This window comes from Janthinobacterium agaricidamnosum, from assembly GCF_003667705.1.
In the GTDB taxonomy this organism is placed as follows: Bacteria; Pseudomonadota; Gammaproteobacteria; order Burkholderiales; family Burkholderiaceae_D; genus Janthinobacterium.
In genome coordinates, this window is sequence record NZ_CP033019.1 from 5790717 (window position 1) to 5807416 (window position 16700).

A 16700-nucleotide genomic window follows, 5' to 3' on the forward strand; every position below is an offset into this window, starting at 1 on the left:
TTTGTTGCTGATGTTCATCTACTGATGCCTAGACAGCCGCCGCGCGCGACGACTGCCGAATGTCATCAAATGTTCATAAAACTCACGGTTGCAGTCCGCGCCGCTCGTTCGGCGTGAGCGCCTGCAGCTGCGGCGCCGTCAACGGTCCCGCGCCCAGCACCTGCACCACGCCGGCCGGCTGGTAGCTGGACGCGTGCGGCTCGCCGCCCTGCTGCTTGCCGGTGCCGCCCTCATCCGCCTGCTCGTTGCCAAAACCCAACACTTTCACGGTGAACAACGATGGCTGCGCCTGGCGCGTGGCGGCCCGTTCGCGCTGCAGCACGTCCTGCGCCGCCGTCACGGCCTGCGTCGCGGCCGCGCTGGCATTGCTCAGTGCTCCCACGTTCACCGAGGCGACGGTTGGCACGCCCGTGGACTTGCCCTGCACCTGGATGTTTTCCGCATTCACCACCTGCAGGGCCGCCAGGTTGACGTTGCCCGAGACGCGGATGCCCGCCTCGCCCGCATCGATGGTGCCCAGCGGGGCGATCAGGTCGATGTCGCCGGGCGGCACCTCCGGGATCGGATTGAGCGTGGCGATGCCGGCGCCCGTCGTCGGCGTGCTCGGCGACAGGCTGACGAGGCCGATGCTGTCGTACGCGCGGCGCTGCGGCGTGTAGACGACGGTGGACTTGGTGCCGCGGCCCGCGTTGATGTCGCCCGTGGCCGACCAGGCCAGGATGTTGCCGCCGAAGGTAGTAAAGATGCGGCTCTGGCCCAGCAGGATGCTGTCTTTCGCATACATCTGGATGTCGCCCTGTCCCTGCGTCAGCACGCCCGAGCCTTCGCCCGGCGCATAGCCGCCGTCGACGCCGATCAGCGCGCGGCCGCCCGGCACCGTGATGCCGATGTCGCCGCCGAAATCCGTGTGGATGCCGGCATCATTGACGGTCACGTAAGGCACGTTGTAGTCGGGACGGCCCGCCTCGGCCCATTCCTGCGGGCTCAGGTAGCGCACGCCCGCGACGGGACGCTTGGTGAACACGCCGCCATATCCGCTGACGGTGTACAGCGCGCTGCTGAACATCGTCAGATCGCCCTGGTACTCGATCTTCTTGCCCGCCTTGTCCTGCGCCGGGAAGAGGGTGGCGATGGCTTCGCGGCCGCGCAGATAGCTGCCGCGGCGCGCGCCGTCCGCATCGTTGTACTCGCGTCCGGCCGCCTTCAGCTCGGCAAAGTAGACATTGCTCAGGTACACCTGCTGCTGTTCCTTCGGCAAGGCGGCAAAGAAGCTGCGCGCATCGGTGGCCGGGTCGTAGCGGATGCCCAGGCCGCTGTCGCCGCCAAAACGCGTCGTCAGCCAGTTCACCAGGTGCAGCTGGCTGACCTGCGCGTATTCGCGCGCCAGGTCGCGCCGCACGCCGCCCGTCTGCTGGCCGGCTTTCTCCAGCTCGGCCTGCTTCGTGCCGAGGAAGGCGGCAGCGCCCGCCTCGTCGCCGCTGTAGGCAAACTGGCCGCGCAGCCAGTCGGCCAGGGTCAGCTTGCCGCCGTAGACATACACGGCGCTGCCGGCCTGGTCGGCCAGCGGCTTGCTTGGATCGGCCAGCTTGGCCGGGTCCAGGTAGCGCGCCGCGAAGGCCGCATAGTCGGGACCGTTGCGGCCCACGCCGGCGGCCACGCTGATGCCGGCGCCATCGCCGCGCTTGTCCTGGCCGACATTGACGATGGAGCCGAGGCTGCGCAATTCCGCCTTGTCGGCCATGTACAGGTCGCGCCCGGCGCTCACATTGAGCTGGCCCGGCCCCGCCACATAGAAGGTGCTGTAGCGGATATCGCGCCCGGCGCTGACGACGGAAACGTCATCGGCATGGCGGTGCACGAACAGATTGCCGCGCGCCGACGAGCTGCCGAAGACGACCGGCTTTTCCGGCAGCTCGGGACTGTTGGCAAAGGGCTGGCCGGTCCATCCCGCCGCGCCGTCCGGCACGCTCTCGACCGTTCCCAGCGGCGTGCCGGAGTTGACGATGTCGCGTCCGGCACGCACGGCCACGGCGCCGCCGCCCTCGTACCACAGGCCCAGCGGGCCCGTTTCGCCCTTCAGCTTCGCCCGGTACACGATGCCGCCCGTGCGCAGGCCGACGATGTCGCCGCTGTTGGCATAGAAGTGCGCGGGCAACTGGCCTGCCGGCACATAGTCGGAGACCGTCGGCGGGGTCATGCTGAACAGCGGATACACTTGCTGATTGGCATCGCTGGCGCCATTCGACGTCGTACCAAACCATTTCAATGGCCCCGGCGCCAGCGCATCGGCGCTGACGTTATGCAGCGGCAGCAGGCCAAACCAGACCTTGTCCAATGCGCCGACGAAGCCCGGATTGAACGGATTCGGCAGCAGGCGCGGGTCGGCGCCCGATGGCGTGATCGGATAACCGGCCGCATGGATGGAGTCGGCGGCCAGCATTTCCAGCTGCCCCGTGCCCGTCCTGACAAATTGCGGCGCCACTGGCGACGGCGCCAGGATCACGCCGTTTTGCGGCATGTCCACCTTGCCGCCATCACCCAGCCTGCCCAGGCTGGCATTGCCGTAGTACAAGCTGCCGCTGGCGGCCACGGCGCGCAGCACGGATGGCATGACGAAGCGCCCGTCCGTCGGCGCGTGGTTGTCGCCGGCCATCGCATTGATCCAGGACGAGGTGGGCGTCAGGTTGCCGCCCGCGCTGAACAGGTCGATGGCCGTGGCCGGCGTCCACAGCGAGAACCAGCTCCAGCCTTCGCCCGTGCGCTCCACGCCCTGGTAGCTGAACGGCGAACCATAGCCCAGTTGCTTCACGCGGCCCGCATCGGCCACGCCGCCCAGCACCACGTCGCCGCGCGCATCGATGCGCACGCCGCTGTCGCCCGGCACCAGGATCGGCCCGCCGCTGGCGATCGCCGTGCCCGCCGTGTAGGTTTCGTACGGCCGCGATTCCGTCGGATCGGCGCGGTCGAAGCGCAATTCGATGCCGCCCACGGCGCCCGCCTCCAGGCGCAGCGCGCCGCGCAGGTTGGTGAAGGTGCTGTTGAGCGTGGGGTACTGGCGCTCGAAGCGCGTATCGGCATTCGCGAAGTCGCCGTTGCGGTCGAAGCTGCGCACCTCGGCCACGGGGTTCAGCCCGCCGCCGATGCGGATATCGAGGTCGCCGCCGCCCGTCAGCAGCAGCTTGCCGTCCGGCGTCACCCTGCCCGTGCTGCCCACGGCCACGTTCAGGCCCTGGCTGCGCGGCGCGAACTCGCCGCCCGGATCGGCGCGCGAGGCCAGCATGCCGGCGTCGCCGCCCGCCTGCAACAGCAGATTGCCGCCGCCCAGGGTGCCGATGCCCGTAAAGCCCGACAGCCCCGGCAAGCCCGAGAACAGGTCGACGCCTTCGGGACGCGCGACATAGGTGCCGAAATTGATCCACCATGCCGTCGGCACGCCGCCCCCCGTGCTGCCGCTGCCCTGGCGCCACAGCCAGGTGCCGATGTCGCTGGTGTCCTGCTGCGCGCGCAGCCAGCCGATGGCATCCTCGCGGCGTTGCGTGGAGGTGCCCAGCGTATCGCCCTTGACGTCGCCCTGGGCGCGCAGCAGCAGATTGCCGCCATGCTCGGGATACCAGGCGCGGTACAGGCTCCGGCTGCCGCCATCGACAAACGGCGTAAAGTCCGTGCCCAGCGCACCGAGCAGATGGCCCTTGGCGTTCAGGCCGCGCGGCAGGTTGAACAGATCCTTGCCGCCGACCAGCGGCGAGGCCGACTGCGTGCCCGCCGTGTAGACGCCATACAGCGAACGCATGTCGAAGTCGCCCGCGGCGAGCAAATCGAGGTCGCCCGTGCCCGTGCGCAGCACGCTGAACAGGGGCTGGCGCGCCGGCTCCACGCTGGTCACCTTCTCAGGCGGCGTGCCGTCGGCCACCTTGACCACCAGATAGCCATAGTTTTCCAGCATGTTTGCCTCGTCGCCAAACCAGCTGATGTCAACCTCGCCTTCGGGATATCCTTCGAGGAGAGCCGCTTCGCTGAAGATATATTTGGCCGGCGAACCCGTGCCCGGCACGATGGAAGTCACCGCGTCCAGGCCGTAATGCGTATCGGCCAGCATCAGATGGGCGTCCTTCGCATGCGGTTTCAACGCGCGCGTGTCGGCCGCCGCCGTATCGGCGCCGCCCACCAGGCGCAGCGACCACGCTTGCGAACCCTGGGCCAGCATGGGCGCCAGCGCCAGGTTGCGGCCCTGGCTTCCGCTGCCATCCGCGCTGCGCAGCGACACCATGGTGACGTCGCCCGGCAGCCTGACCACGGTGCCGGCGGGCAGCACGCTGCCCTTGTCCAGCGCCAGCGCCGAGGCCAGCACCACGCCATTGACGGCATTCGTGCCATCGGCCACGTCCCACGGCCGGCCTTCCGGGAAAGGCAGGGCCACGTTCGCCGGCCACACCATGGCCGCCACCCGGGCCGCGCCAGGCAGGCGCAGGCCGGCATCGAGCTGCATGCCGCTCGATAAAGTCAGCGCCTTCGGCAAGACGGTGCCGGCCGCGTACAGCACGCTGCCGTCGGCATTGCGCACGGCGCCGCCCAGCACGCTGCCTGCAGGCAAGTTCAACTCCGCCGTCAAGGTGGCGCGCGCCGCCAGCAAGGTACCGCTGCGCAACTCCATGGCTTTCATCGGCACGGCGAAATTGACGCTCGTGCCCGATTTGAAATAGGTGTTTTCGGCCAGGGTCACCAGGCCAGCTTGTGGCACGACGACCTCGCCGCCCCACGGCAACCGGCCTTTCACCAGCTGCCAGCCCTTGTCATCGATCGTGACGGGCAGGACGCTGGTATCGAAACCATCGGTGATGCTGCCAAAGACGCTGAGCTTGCCGCCGGCGCGCAGCACCAGCGCACCGGCCTCGCCCGAGCCGTACACGCCGCTCAGGCGCGCCAGCGGATTGACGCCGTCATAGCGGTGGCCGGACAGGTCGATGTCGCCATCGATATGCAGGTCGCCGCCCGGCGTGGCGCTGACGATCTCGACGCCAGGGCGCAGGTGGAAAGCATTGGCGTCGCCGCGCAAGCCGCGCAGCTTGTTGTTCATCAAGTTGCCGTTCGCCAGCGCATTGGCCATGAAGGCCTGGCTGTCCGCGTGTTTCTCGTTCAGGTAAGCCTGGTTGATGCCCTGGTAGCTGCGGCCGTCCGCATCCTTGCCCGTGCCCGCTGGCGCATCCTTGTATTGCCAGAAGGCATTGACGTTGATCGTGCGCGCGCCGGCGATGTTCAGCGCGCCGGCCGCGTCGATGTCGATGTCGTCGCCCGTGGCGCCGCCGAGGCGGCGCGCGTTCAGGTCGATGCTGCCGTAGTTGCCGCCCTTGTCACCGCTGCGCAGGTCGAAACGCGCGCCGTTTTCCAGGGTCAGGCGGCCGCCAGGCGCGGCCAGTTCGATCACGGCGCGGTTCGGCGCCTCGATCACCTGGCCATAGCTGTCCGTGCGCAGCACCGTGCCGTGCGCATCGAGCACGGCGCCGGATTGGATGGTGACGCCGTCGCGGCCGGCCAGGCGGATGCTGCCCACCTGTTCGCCGCTGGCGTCGATGCGGCCGTTCACCGTCAGGCTGCCGCCATCGACGGAGACGCTCACTTCGCGCGCCTTGAGCTCGTCGCCGATGGCCAGATTGCCCTGTTTGAGCTGGAAGCCGCGGCTGCCGAATACCTTGCCGGTGTTCAGGCGCTGGTTCAAGCCGGCGAAATCGCCGACATGCTGGGCGCGCAGCTCCAGGCCGCCCGCCGCGTAGGCTACCTGAGTGCCGCCCGCGTCATAGCTGCCGCTGGCGCCGCCCAGCAGGCTGCCGCGCAAGTCGGCCGTGCCGGCCGCCTCGCCCGTGGCGATTACGCTGAGCTTGCCGGCGCGGTTGTTCACGGCCGACACGTCGATCACGGAAGCGGCCGCCTGACGCACGTCGCCCTCGCGGCTGTCGAGGATCACGTCGCCGCCCCAGCTGTACTTGCTGGTGTCGTAGAAATCGATCTTGCGGCCCGCCAGGTCCAGCTTGGCCTTGTCACCCAGCAATACATCGCGCTCGGCCGACAGGGTCAATTTTCCGCTCGGCAAGATCACCGCCGTATCCACGCTGACGCTGTTGCCGCTGAGGGCCACTTCGGCGCCCAGGGCACCGGCCAGCGCCGCATTCGTCGGCGTGGCGGCGGCGGCACCGGCCGGTGTGCTCACCTTGACGGCGCCGCCCGCCGTGATGCGGTTGACGGAGCCGGCCGCGCCCGTCAACAGCGGCGTGTTGATCAGCAAATCGCCGCCGCTGTAGCGGTAGCCATTGGTGGCCGTATCCCACGCGCTTTGCGACTGGTAGACGGACAGGCTGCCCTTGTTGTTGGCCGTCAGCTGTTCGCTGGCATTCAGTGCCACCTGGCCGAAGCCCAGCACCAGACGGTCCAGCTTGTGGATGGTGTCGGGACGGCTGTCCGGCGTGAAGCCGAATTCGATGCGCCTGGCGTCGACCTGCAGGCGGCCGCTGCCCGTGCCGGGGCCATTGGCGACGACGGCGCCGGGCGCATTCGTCGCGCCCTGCCACACGAGGGTGTCCGTGTGGATGCGCGCCAGCGCGTCCGTGCCGCCATAGCCGTAGATGGCGGGCGTGTTGAGCACCAGGCGCGACAGCGACGACTTGCCCGTGGCCGCATCGATGGTCGACAGTTGCGACGAATCATAGAAATTGAAGGAATTGCGCGCCATCAAACCCAGGTTTTCCAGCGCCGGTGCGCCCGTGCTGGTGTCGCCGCGCAGCAGGCGGTCGAGCACGCCCTGGTTCAGCGCCAGGCCGTCCGGCAAGGCGCCTCGGGCGCTGGCGTCGGCCAGCGACGCCTCGCTGCCGACATTGATCGACCCCATCGCCAGCACCAGGTTGCGCGTGCCGTAGCGCACGTTGTCGCGCAGGGTAAACGCGCGCTCTGTCACGGCGGCGATGGTGCCCTCGGAATACAGCGAGGTGCTGCCGCCGCAGGCGCCGCCCGCCTTCGCACACGCGCCGATATCGATGATGCCGGGGCCATACGATTCGGACGACGGCGGCGCGGCCGGCAGCATGTCCAGCCAGCCGTTCGAGACGGCCAGCACGCTGCCCATGGGCTCGTACACATAGCCGTCGCGGGAATCCCAGGCGGCCTTGCCGCGGCCCAGCGTATTGATGCCGGAGCCCTGCTCCAGGATGATGCCGTCGTCTTTTCTCGCCGTCACCAGAAACACTTCGGCCGCCTTCAGCACGGCGCCGTCGCGCAGCACGATGCCGCCCGCCGATTCCTTGATGGCGGCGATATTGGCGCGCTGGTTGCTGCCCGTGCCAAAGTCGCTGTAGGTCACGCGCGGCAAGCCGCCGATGCCCACGCGCTGGGCGCCGAAGGCATTGATCTGCGACGCATGCACGGAGACGCCATTGAAATCGGCCAGCGGCGCCGTGCCGTCGGCCAGCACCTCGTAGCGCGTCGACGCATGGTTGCCCGTGCCCAGCAGCAGGGAGCCGCCGAAGCCGCCCTCGGTCGGCGCGTACAGGGCGCTGCCATCCATCATCAACGGCGTATGGTTGTCCTTGACGCTGTGCACGGACGGGGCGATCAGCTGCACGCGCACGCCCTTGGCATCGCGCTCCAGCGCGGCGCGCGGCACGCCGTCGCGCGTAGCCTGCGCCACGGCGAAGGCGGCATAGCCCGTCTCGTTGTATTGGGAATAGGTGCGCAGCACGTCGGCCGGCGTGAGGATGGCCTGGCGCGCCACCACGTCGCGGATCGCCGTGCCGGCCACGCCCGTCTGCGCCGCCGTCGCATACGAGCCATTGCGCATGGCCACCGTGCCGCCCGCCTCGACGGCGCCGGCCAGGCCATTCAGTTCCACGCGGAAAGCACCGGGCAGCAGGGCGAAATTCGAGGGCAGCAAGGTGTAGGTGCCGGCCGCCAGGCCGGGCACGCCCGCGCCGATAGTGATCTGACGTCCCACGGCGGGCTTGCCCGCGCCTTGCTCGGCCGTCAAAGGCGCCACGTCCGGCTGCACGCCGGGAAGGATGGCGTACACGGGGTTGGTGTTCAGGCCGGGCAGGGTGAAACCGCCGTTCGGCTTCATCTGTACCAGCGGATTGAGGCGCGCGTCGGTGGAACCGCCGCGTCCGGCCAGGAAGGCCGCGCCCGTCAAGGTGCCGCCGCCCGACAGGTCGAGCACGGCGCCTTGTTGCACGTCGATGGCGGCGCCCGTCAAGGCGATCTCCGGGCCGTTGCCCACGCCCTTGAAGACGACATCGTTGCCGTCATACAGGTAGCTCAAGCCATCGAGCGTGCCGCCGTAGGGCATCGTCAAGCCTTTCGCGCTGACGGACGTCAGGCTGCCAGGCAACAGATTGACGCGGCCCGTATTGGCTTCAAAGCCTTCGGCGCCCAGGTTGATCTGGCCCAGCGGCGCGCGCAGCACGCCATGCTGGTTGATGGTGGGCGCAACCAGGCTCAGGGTGCCGAACACGGAGAACGGCTGGTTCGGCATGGCGCCGTCGCCGCTGCGCCCGATATTGAGCGTGCGCAGGGGATCGAGCGTGACGCGGATATTGCCGTATTCGTCGATGCCGCTCTTCTGGCCCACCGTGACCATGCCGCTGTCGCCCGTGGCCGGGTAGATCTGCGCGGCCACCAGGGTGGCATTGCCGGGCTGGTACAGGGCGGCGCTGTTCGACAGGCGCATGTCGCCGCGGCTGCTCAGGGTCAGCTGCTCGAAGGCGTCGCGTTCGACCACCAGGTCGGCGCCGCTGCTCTGCGCGATGGTGCCGCGCGTGCCCATGTTGACCTCGCCCGCGATGTCGAGCATGCCCGCATCGATCTGCAGCAAGGAATCCTCGGCCACCAGCGGCACGCCCAGCATGCCGCGTCCCTTGCCCAGGTTCTTCGAGCCTTTCACGGCATTGGGCACGATGTAGTCATCCTTCTGCGCACGCGCGGCCGTCCCCAGGCGCACATACGGCGCCGCCAGATGCACCTGGCTGGCGAGGCTGCCCGCCTTGTCCTCGCCATCGGGCACAGGCTGCTGCGCCAGCCCCAGCGAGGAGGCGCTCAGGCGCAGGCTCTGGCCCAGCGACAGATTGACGTCGCCGTCAAAGCTGAGCATGCCGTTCACGTGCAGGGCCAGGTTGTCGAAGCCGCCCGCCTGCACGCGGTCGGCGCCCAGGCGCGCGCTGCCGTAGCGCAGCGCCGCATCCTGCTGGCCGGCGCGCAAGTCGTCGGGCAAGGCGCTCTCGCCCTGCACCTGCGCCAGCTGCATTTCGCGCGGCACGCGCACCGCGTTGTCCACGTTGTCGCCTTGCAAGGTGTAGCGGTTGACCTTGCCATAATTGGGCGTGTCCAGCGCCAGCGCCAGGGTGCCGCCGGCCGCCCCGGCGCCGCCGGCCGCCGCGCGCAGGGTGCCGTCGGCGAAGATGCCGTTATACGAACTGAGCGAGATCAAACCGCCGTTGCCGGCCACGTTGACGGTGCCCTGCTGCGGCAAGTCCAGCGTGGCGTGCGCGCCGCTGGCGTCGAGCAGCGCGCCCGGACGCACGACGACAAAGGCATCGGCCGCGTCGACGCTGGCCGCATCGGCCTTGTAGCGGGCGCCGATTTCGATGCTGCCGCCCTGGTCGGCACGGCCATAGCGCCCGCCGCGCATGTCGGTGGCGACCGTGGCGCGGCCGGCCACGTCGAGCACGGCCTTGTCACCGATCCAGATCGAGGTGGCTTGTCCCTTGCCGTTCGGCACATCCACCTCATTGCCCGTGCCAAACGTGCCCGGCAGGACGGCGATCTTGCCGCCCCAGGCGTCGAGGCGGCCGTCGATGGTGATCTGGTCATTGCCCGTCAGGCTGATCTGGCGGCCCGGATCGACCTTGATGGCGGCGCCTTCCTGCACCGCCAGGGCTCCCTTCACGTAGGAGCTGCCGGCCGTCAGCGACAGGTCGGCGCCGGTACGCTGCGTCAAGCGGGCCTTGCGCGCATCCTCCTGGTACAGCGGCGGCGTCCACACTTCCAGCGCGGCGCCCGGGTCGGTGCCGCCTGCCACCGTGTGACCGGTGGCGGGATTAAAGCGCAGCACGGGCATGGTGACGTCGATGTGCGCGTCCTTGACCACCACCACGCCATCGCGGCCCGTGACGGCATAGTCGGCAAAGCCGCTCTGGAACAGGCTGGCGTCCAGCGCCAGCAGCGGCTTGACGGTCACGTCGCGCCCCAGCACCGTGCCGGCCGGCAGCAGCATGCCGCGCGGCGCGCGCAGGTCGTCGGTGGCGATGCTGCCGGCCGCATACTGCGTCGTCACCGGCGGGATCGGCAAGCCGTTCGGAAAGACCGCCGCCGAGACCACGAAACCGACCGGCAGGTTGTTGACGGCTGTCAGCACGCTGCCGGCGCGAACGATGGAACCCTGGTAGACAGACGTGCCGCCGGCGGTGACGACATAGGCGCCTGACGGCACCAGCAGGTCGGCTCCCAGCACCAGCGGTTTCTGCACCGACACGTCCGCCGTCACGGGTTTGCTCAAAACCTGGCCCGGCTTGATCAGGCTGGTGCTGAGCGCAAGATCGAAGGGGATCTTCTCGCCCCGGGCGATCAGGAATTCATCGGCCAGGCGCAGGCCTGGCGCAGCGCCGGTCCCCGCCGCCAGCACGTCGCCGCCCTGCAGCTTGCCGCCGATGCTGACGGCCGCGCCGCTGTCGATGACCAGGCGTCCGCCGCCCTTCACGCCATGGCCGCGCAATTCGCCGTCGAGCTTGAGCATGGCGCCCGTCGGCGCTTTCTCCGTCGGCAGGTCGACGGCCAGGGTGATGTCGCCGCCCCGCCCGCCCTGCAGGCTGCCATTGCCCATCAGGGCGGCGCCGGACGAGACGTCGATGACGCTGCCGCCCGTCAGGTCGATGCCGCCGGAGCTCTTCAGGGTAACCTTGCCGCCATTCACATACGGCAAACCGGCGACCGCGCCCGGGTCGAGTTCCAGGTTGCTCCACAGGCCGCGCGCATCGAGGCGCACGCCGGGCGCCACGCGCACACCGGCCGTTCCCGTGGGACGGTTGTCCGGCACCAGCTTGCCTTCAGCCCATACGTCGCCCGCCCCCGCCAGGTAGCGCGAGACGATGTCGCCGGCGGCGATGCTGCCGCCGCGCGCGCTGACATTCGCCTTGATGGCCACGTCGGTGGCGTGCAGGGCGATGTCGCCGCCATCGGCCACGCGCACGTCGGCATTGACGTCGAGCTTGTCGTAGGCGTAGATATTCAGGGCACCCAATTCCAGCCCGTTGAGCCAGTCCGCATCGAGCTGCAAGGTCTTGCTGCGCGCGGCCGGCAAGGCTTCGCCCAGCAGCTGGCCATCGGCGATGCCCGCCACCTTGCCGATTTGCACCTTTTCCAGCACGGCTTGCGGGCTGTCGCGCAGCTGGCCCGCCTTCGGATCGAAGACGGGCGTCATTTTGCCAACGATCAATTGACCGGCACGCGCCGCCGCCGTCTGCGCCTGCTTGTAGCTGTCCATGCCGTCATCGCGCTTGCGCTGCTGGCGCTCGCCCTGGAAGACGGAGGTGTCGATATCGCCTTCGAGCACGGCGGCGCCCGTGGACACGATCAGGCGGCCCGCGTCGCGGCCCACCGTATAGCCGTTTTCCAGGCGTTCGCGCGGGCCGATCAGGGCATTCGCGTACGTTTCCGTCGTGTTCGCGCCCCAGCGCGCATGCGTGCTTTCATAGCCGCGGTACAGGCCCGTGTACAGGTTGTCGCCGGGCGCCGTGCTCAGCTTGTACATCGCGCCATCGGCGCCCTTCAGCCACGTCTGCTTGACCATGCCCGTCTGCACGTCGAGCGAGCCGCCGGCGATGTTGATGCGCGAACCGGCCTGCGTCACCACTTCGCCGCCGCCAAAGCCGACGGTGCCGCCCTGGGCCGCCCATTCGCCGATGCCGTGGCCGCTGGTGTTCAGGTAGCCGCTCACTTCCAGCAAGCCGCCGGCCGTGTACCAGCGGTCCGTGGCGTAGCCATTCGTGCCGGCCGGCACCAGCACCAGGTCGCGGCGGTCAACCCACACGTCGCTGTTGTTCAGGTATTTCGCGTCGCGGCTGCCCGGTGCGTCACGCTGTTCGTTGCCTTGCACGTTGATCAGCACATTGTTGCTGCTCATGTCGACCTTCACGCCGACGGCGCCCGAGACGTCAATGGCGGCGTCGCGCGCCACGTGGCTGCGGCGGGCCGCGTCGACCAGCACCTGGCCGCCGGTGGCCAGGGTCAGCGAATCGCCTTCAAACTCGACATTGCCAGCGGAGACGATGCGCACCAGCGACTGGTCGCGCCGGTCCTGCGGCGTGTCCGTGCCCTTGCCCGTGTCCTTCAGCAAGGTATCGCGCTGCACGTCGAGCGCCGTGGCGCCGTTGTCGTCGATGACAATGGCGCTGACGCTGCCGCGCGCCAGGGTGACGCCGGCATTCTCGCCCGCCGCCGCCAGGTGGATGCTGCCGCGTCCGTTGACGCTGGTGCTCGACAGCAGCACGCCATCCTGGCGCAGCGTGTTGCCGCTCAGCGTGATGTCGCCGCCGGCCGCCTGGATCAGCCCATTGTTGACGACGCTGCCCGCCTTGCTGTCCGCCACGCGCAGCATCTCGACTTCATTGCCGCGCGTGCTCGAGTACTGGTTCTTGTCCGTGCCCTGGCCCGGGCGCACGATGATGGCGTCGCCGGCGGCCAGGGTGGTCTGGCCATTCGGCGTGGTGATGGCACCCGCGTTGTCGACGCTGCGGCCGGCCAGCAGCACGTAGCCGCCGCCTTCCGTCACCGTTTGCGGCTTGCGCGTGTCGATGCGCGCGCCGGCGGCGACGACGACGTCCGCCTCGGCCTTGCCATGCGTGGAGGTATTCTGGCCCAGCAGCAAGTCATTCGCGAAGGTCGGCACGGCGCCCGTGCCCTGCGCCTTGCCGTACAGGCCGCTCTTGAACTGGCTGTCGCTCATGCCCATGGCGGCCGCCGCCAGGTTGCGCGTATCGACCTGGCTGCTGCCCGTAAACACAATGCCGTTGCGGTTGACGATCATCACCGTGCCGTCGGCCTTGATCTGGCCCTGGATCTGGCTGGGGCGCGCCAGCGGATCATTGACCCGGTTCAATACGGACCAGTTCGATTTCTGCTCGAATTGCAAGCTGGTGTTCTTGCCGACGTTAAAACTTTCCCAGTTCAGTATCGCCTTGTCATCCGTCTGCACGACCTTCACGACGGTCTTGCCGTCGGCCTGGGTCTGCACAGGTCCCTGGGCATTGAGCCAGCCGGCCGTCAGGCTGTTCGTGTCGACCTGCAAGCCGCCCTTGACCAGGCCATCGGGCGCGCCGCCCGCCGCCAGCGCCGCCTGGCGCGCGGCCGCCTGCACCGCCTGCTCGGCGGCGATGCCGCGCGCGGCCAGCAACAGGTTATTCAGCGATTGCTGCAGCTTGCCTTCGGCCTTTTGCTGCTGCAGCAGGGGATTGTTCAGCGAGGTAGCCGGCTGGCCATTCGGCAAGCGCCCCGTGGTGGTGGCCGTGCCCTGCTGCGCACCCTTGCCCGCGAACCAGGCGCCGCTGAATGGCTGCTGCGCCTGCGCGCCGCCCGCCTGCAGCAGCATGGCGATGGCCAGCGCCAGCGGTTTCAGACGCACCGGGAGACCGGTCCGGTTGCCCGCCATGGCGGAGGAGGATGCCTGTTTCGTGACCGACTTGCTTCGCTGCATGGCGACATTCCCTTTTCATGTTCCGTTGCTGACCGATATCGCGAGGCGGCGCGCACCACGCACGGGGCGGGCGGCAGGCACTGATTCGCGGCTTCCAGCAGCATTGACAGGGAACAAGGTCCGGGACTGCAAAAGGTCATCAAAATGTCATAATTGGCGCCCCGCCTTGGCGCGCCAAGACGGGGTTCAGCCGAACAGCACGATGCCGCCCGGCAGCCGCGTCACGCGCGCGCCATACGCATCCTGGATCAGGGCGATCACATCGTCGAGGCGGTCGAGCGAAAAGCTCGCTTGCACGCGCGTCTGTTTCAAGGCGTCGCCATTGAGGATCAGCTTGCCGGGACGGTAGCGGTTCACCTCGTCCACCACCTCGGCCAGGGTGCTTTGTTTAAAAACCAGCAGCCGGTGGCGCCACGCGCTGACGTCGCTCTTGGCCACCGCGCGGGCAATGCCGAAATGCTCGGGCCGGTAGCGCAGCTGCTGGCCCGCCGCCAGTTCCGCATCGTGGCCGGCCTGCGCCACGCGCAAGCGGCCCGCCAGGCACGTCACGCACACTTCCTGGCCGAACAGGCGGATATTGAAGCGCGCGCTGCCGGCCGACACGCTGCCGTCGCCCGCCTGCACGCGCACCCGCGCCGCACCGCGCAGGCCGGCCTGGAATTCCGCCTCGCCCGCCAGCAGCACCAGCGATGCGGCGCCGTCCTGCACGGGCGCCGCGTCGAGGCGCGTCTGCGTATTCATCTGCACCAGCACGCCGCCATCGAGCGCCACTTCGCGCTGCTCGCCCGTACCCGTGGCGTAGTCGGCGGCCAGGCCCGCCACGGCCGGCCACAGGTCCGTCGGCGGGCGCAGCACCAGCAAGCCCAGCGAGGCGGCCACGGCGCCACCCAGCCAGGCGCGCCGCGCCGTATTCACCGGCGCCTGTGCCCGCTTGACGGCGCGCGCGGCCGGCGCCATGGCGCCCCACACGGCGCGCGCCTCGGCAAACGCCGTCGCATGCCTGCGGCTGCGCGCGCACCAGTGGCGAAACACTTGCGCGTCGCGTTCGCTGACCTGGCCCGAGGCCAGGCGCACGACCCATGCCTGCGCTTCCTTCTGGATGACACTCATGTCGTCTTCCGCTTGTTCAATCATGATGTTTAGACGTTTTTCCCGCGCCGGGACCGAAGCGCTGAATGAAATCGCGTCCCATGCGCTCGCAGCAATGTTCGAGGCCGGCGCGCAATTCCTTCTCCACCGTGCGGGCGGAAATGCCGAAGCGCTCGGCGATGTCGCGGTGCGGCAACTGGTCGACGCGGGCGGCGATGACGATGGCGCGCCGGCGTTTCGGCAACTCCTGCAAGGCCCGTTCCAGTTCTTCCAGTTCGGCGCGCGCGCTGAAGGTGCGGGCCGGGTCGGCCAGCTCGTCGGCCATCTCGTACAGATCGTCGATATCGGCAAGGCTGAGCAGGCGCGCATTGTCGCGGCGTTGATCTTCCGCAATGTTGATGGCGATGCGCATCAGATACGCGGACGGGTAGCTGATCGCTTCGGGCGCGGTCATCTTTTCCACTCTTAAATATGTCTCATGCAGCGCGTCGTTGGCCAGGTCTTCCGAGCCCAGGCGGCGCTGCAGGTGGCGGCGAAACTGTCCATAGCGTTCCAGGAACAGCTTGCGCAAGGTGGCTTTCAGCAAGTCCGACATGCTCAAGTCGCTCCGGCCGGCAGGTAGGGCGCACAATCGGCAGCTGGGTCGGGCCGCGGCGTCAACAGGATCGTCAGCGGCTGCGGCAAGCCCGCCGGTGGCGCGCCGTCCATCAGCAGGCTGCGCAGGCGCTGCACTACGGCGTTGTCGCGCTGTTCCACACCGCTCGCTTCCAGCACGTGCACGGCGCGCACCTTGCCCCGCTCGTCGAGCCACAACTGGAAGGCCAGGCGGTAGCGGCCGAAAGCGTCCGGATGCAAGCGGCACAGGGCGCGCGTGAGCGAACGCTGCAGGATGACCGCATAGCCTTGCAGCGGTGGCGCGGCAGGAGCGGCCTGGGCCGGCAAGGGCGCCGGCGCTGCCGGGGCGTCGGCCAGCGCCAGCAAGGTAAACGCATTGCTGCCGCTGAAGCGCGCGCCCAGTTGCGTGCCGGCCAGCAGGCGCTGCAGCGCTTCGGCCGGCGTGTAGTCGCCGCGCACGGGCGCTGCCACTCTGCCGGCCGCCAGCTGGCTGCTGACGAGCACGGAATACCCGGTCACTTCGCCGAATGCCACCAGGGCCGCGTCGAGCGGCTGGGCGGGCAAGTCGAAGCGCAGGGTAGAGTGCGCGCCGGCATCAGCGCCATCCGCACTGGCAGCGGGCCGCGCGAATGTCATCAATGTCATCAATGTCATCAGCAAGCAGGCGGACAGGGCATTGCCCCTTGCGGCGCGGCGGTGGCTTAGTGTCATTTTCCAGGGGACGCAACGAAAAATCCTGCTCATGAAGTGTCTTGACTGCAATGTTGTCTGCAGAATGGCAGGATGGTAGCTTCATAAAATGACAACTGCATGACATGGCGCCAGCCCGCGTCCCGCTCTGTGTCATCGCCGCGACACATGACCTTGCTATGCTGGACGCTTATTTACCGCTCCGGGAGCCGCCATGGCACGCCTGTTATCACTGTTGCTGTTGATCTGCGCCGCCCTGCCCGCGCAGGCGGACGAGCACACCGTCGTCGTGAAGGCCGCCGCGCCGCCAAAGGGCTGCGTGGAAGTGGAAGCGAACGGCCAGCGCGCGCCATCAATGTCTTGCTTGAATGAAAAATTATTGCCGAATAGCAACACCATGAACCGGCCGCCGCCCGCCCTGTCCGGCGCCGAAGCGATCATGCAGCGGCCATCGAACCAGCTGGGGCTGTACAACCGCGCCGCCCTCGAACACCGCATGGGCAATGCCTTCGGCAAGTCCGTCACGCCGCAGCGCCCGCCGGCTCCCGCGCCCGCCAGCCCGCTGCTGCCGCCCCGTTGAAGCGCT

General features: G+C 68.7%; 5 protein-coding genes. 1 reads left to right on the forward strand and 4 read right to left on the reverse strand.

Annotation, left to right across the window (positions count from 1 at the left end; genetic code table 11):
• Nucleotides 1-82 precede the first annotated feature (82 nt).
• The 4 genes from D9M09_RS26160 to D9M09_RS26175 all read right to left on the reverse strand — a co-directional run bounded on the left by D9M09_RS26160 (nt 83) and on the right by D9M09_RS26175 (nt 16069).
• Nucleotides 83-13720, reverse strand: coding sequence for a filamentous haemagglutinin family protein (locus D9M09_RS26160; RefSeq protein WP_121670716.1), 13638 nt, complete (start codon nt 13718-13720; stop codon nt 83-85).
• 186 nt (nt 13721-13906) lie between these two features.
• Nucleotides 13907-14854 (reverse strand): FecR family protein, encoded by a 948-nt coding sequence (locus D9M09_RS26165; protein WP_121670717.1) that lies wholly within the window; start codon nt 14852-14854, stop codon nt 13907-13909.
• Nucleotides 14847-15404: an RNA polymerase sigma factor gene (locus tag D9M09_RS26170; RefSeq protein WP_121670718.1), complete on the reverse strand. Its 558-nt coding sequence runs from the start codon at nt 15402-15404 to the stop codon at nt 14847-14849. Before D9M09_RS26170 ends, D9M09_RS26165 begins: the two co-directional genes overlap by 8 nt.
• A gap of 2 nt (nt 15405-15406) precedes the next feature.
• Complete coding sequence (locus tag D9M09_RS26175) at nt 15407-16069, reverse strand: secretin and TonB N-terminal domain-containing protein (RefSeq protein WP_162995797.1); 663 nt, start codon at nt 16067-16069, stop codon at nt 15407-15409.
• Nucleotides 16070-16328: 259 nt separating this feature from the next.
• On the opposite strand from D9M09_RS26175, the gene D9M09_RS26180 reads away from it, so the two are divergent.
• Nucleotides 16329-16694: a hypothetical protein gene (locus tag D9M09_RS26180; protein WP_070290341.1), complete on the forward strand. Its 366-nt coding sequence runs from the start codon at nt 16329-16331 to the stop codon at nt 16692-16694.
• Nucleotides 16695-16700: the final 6 nt, after the last annotated feature.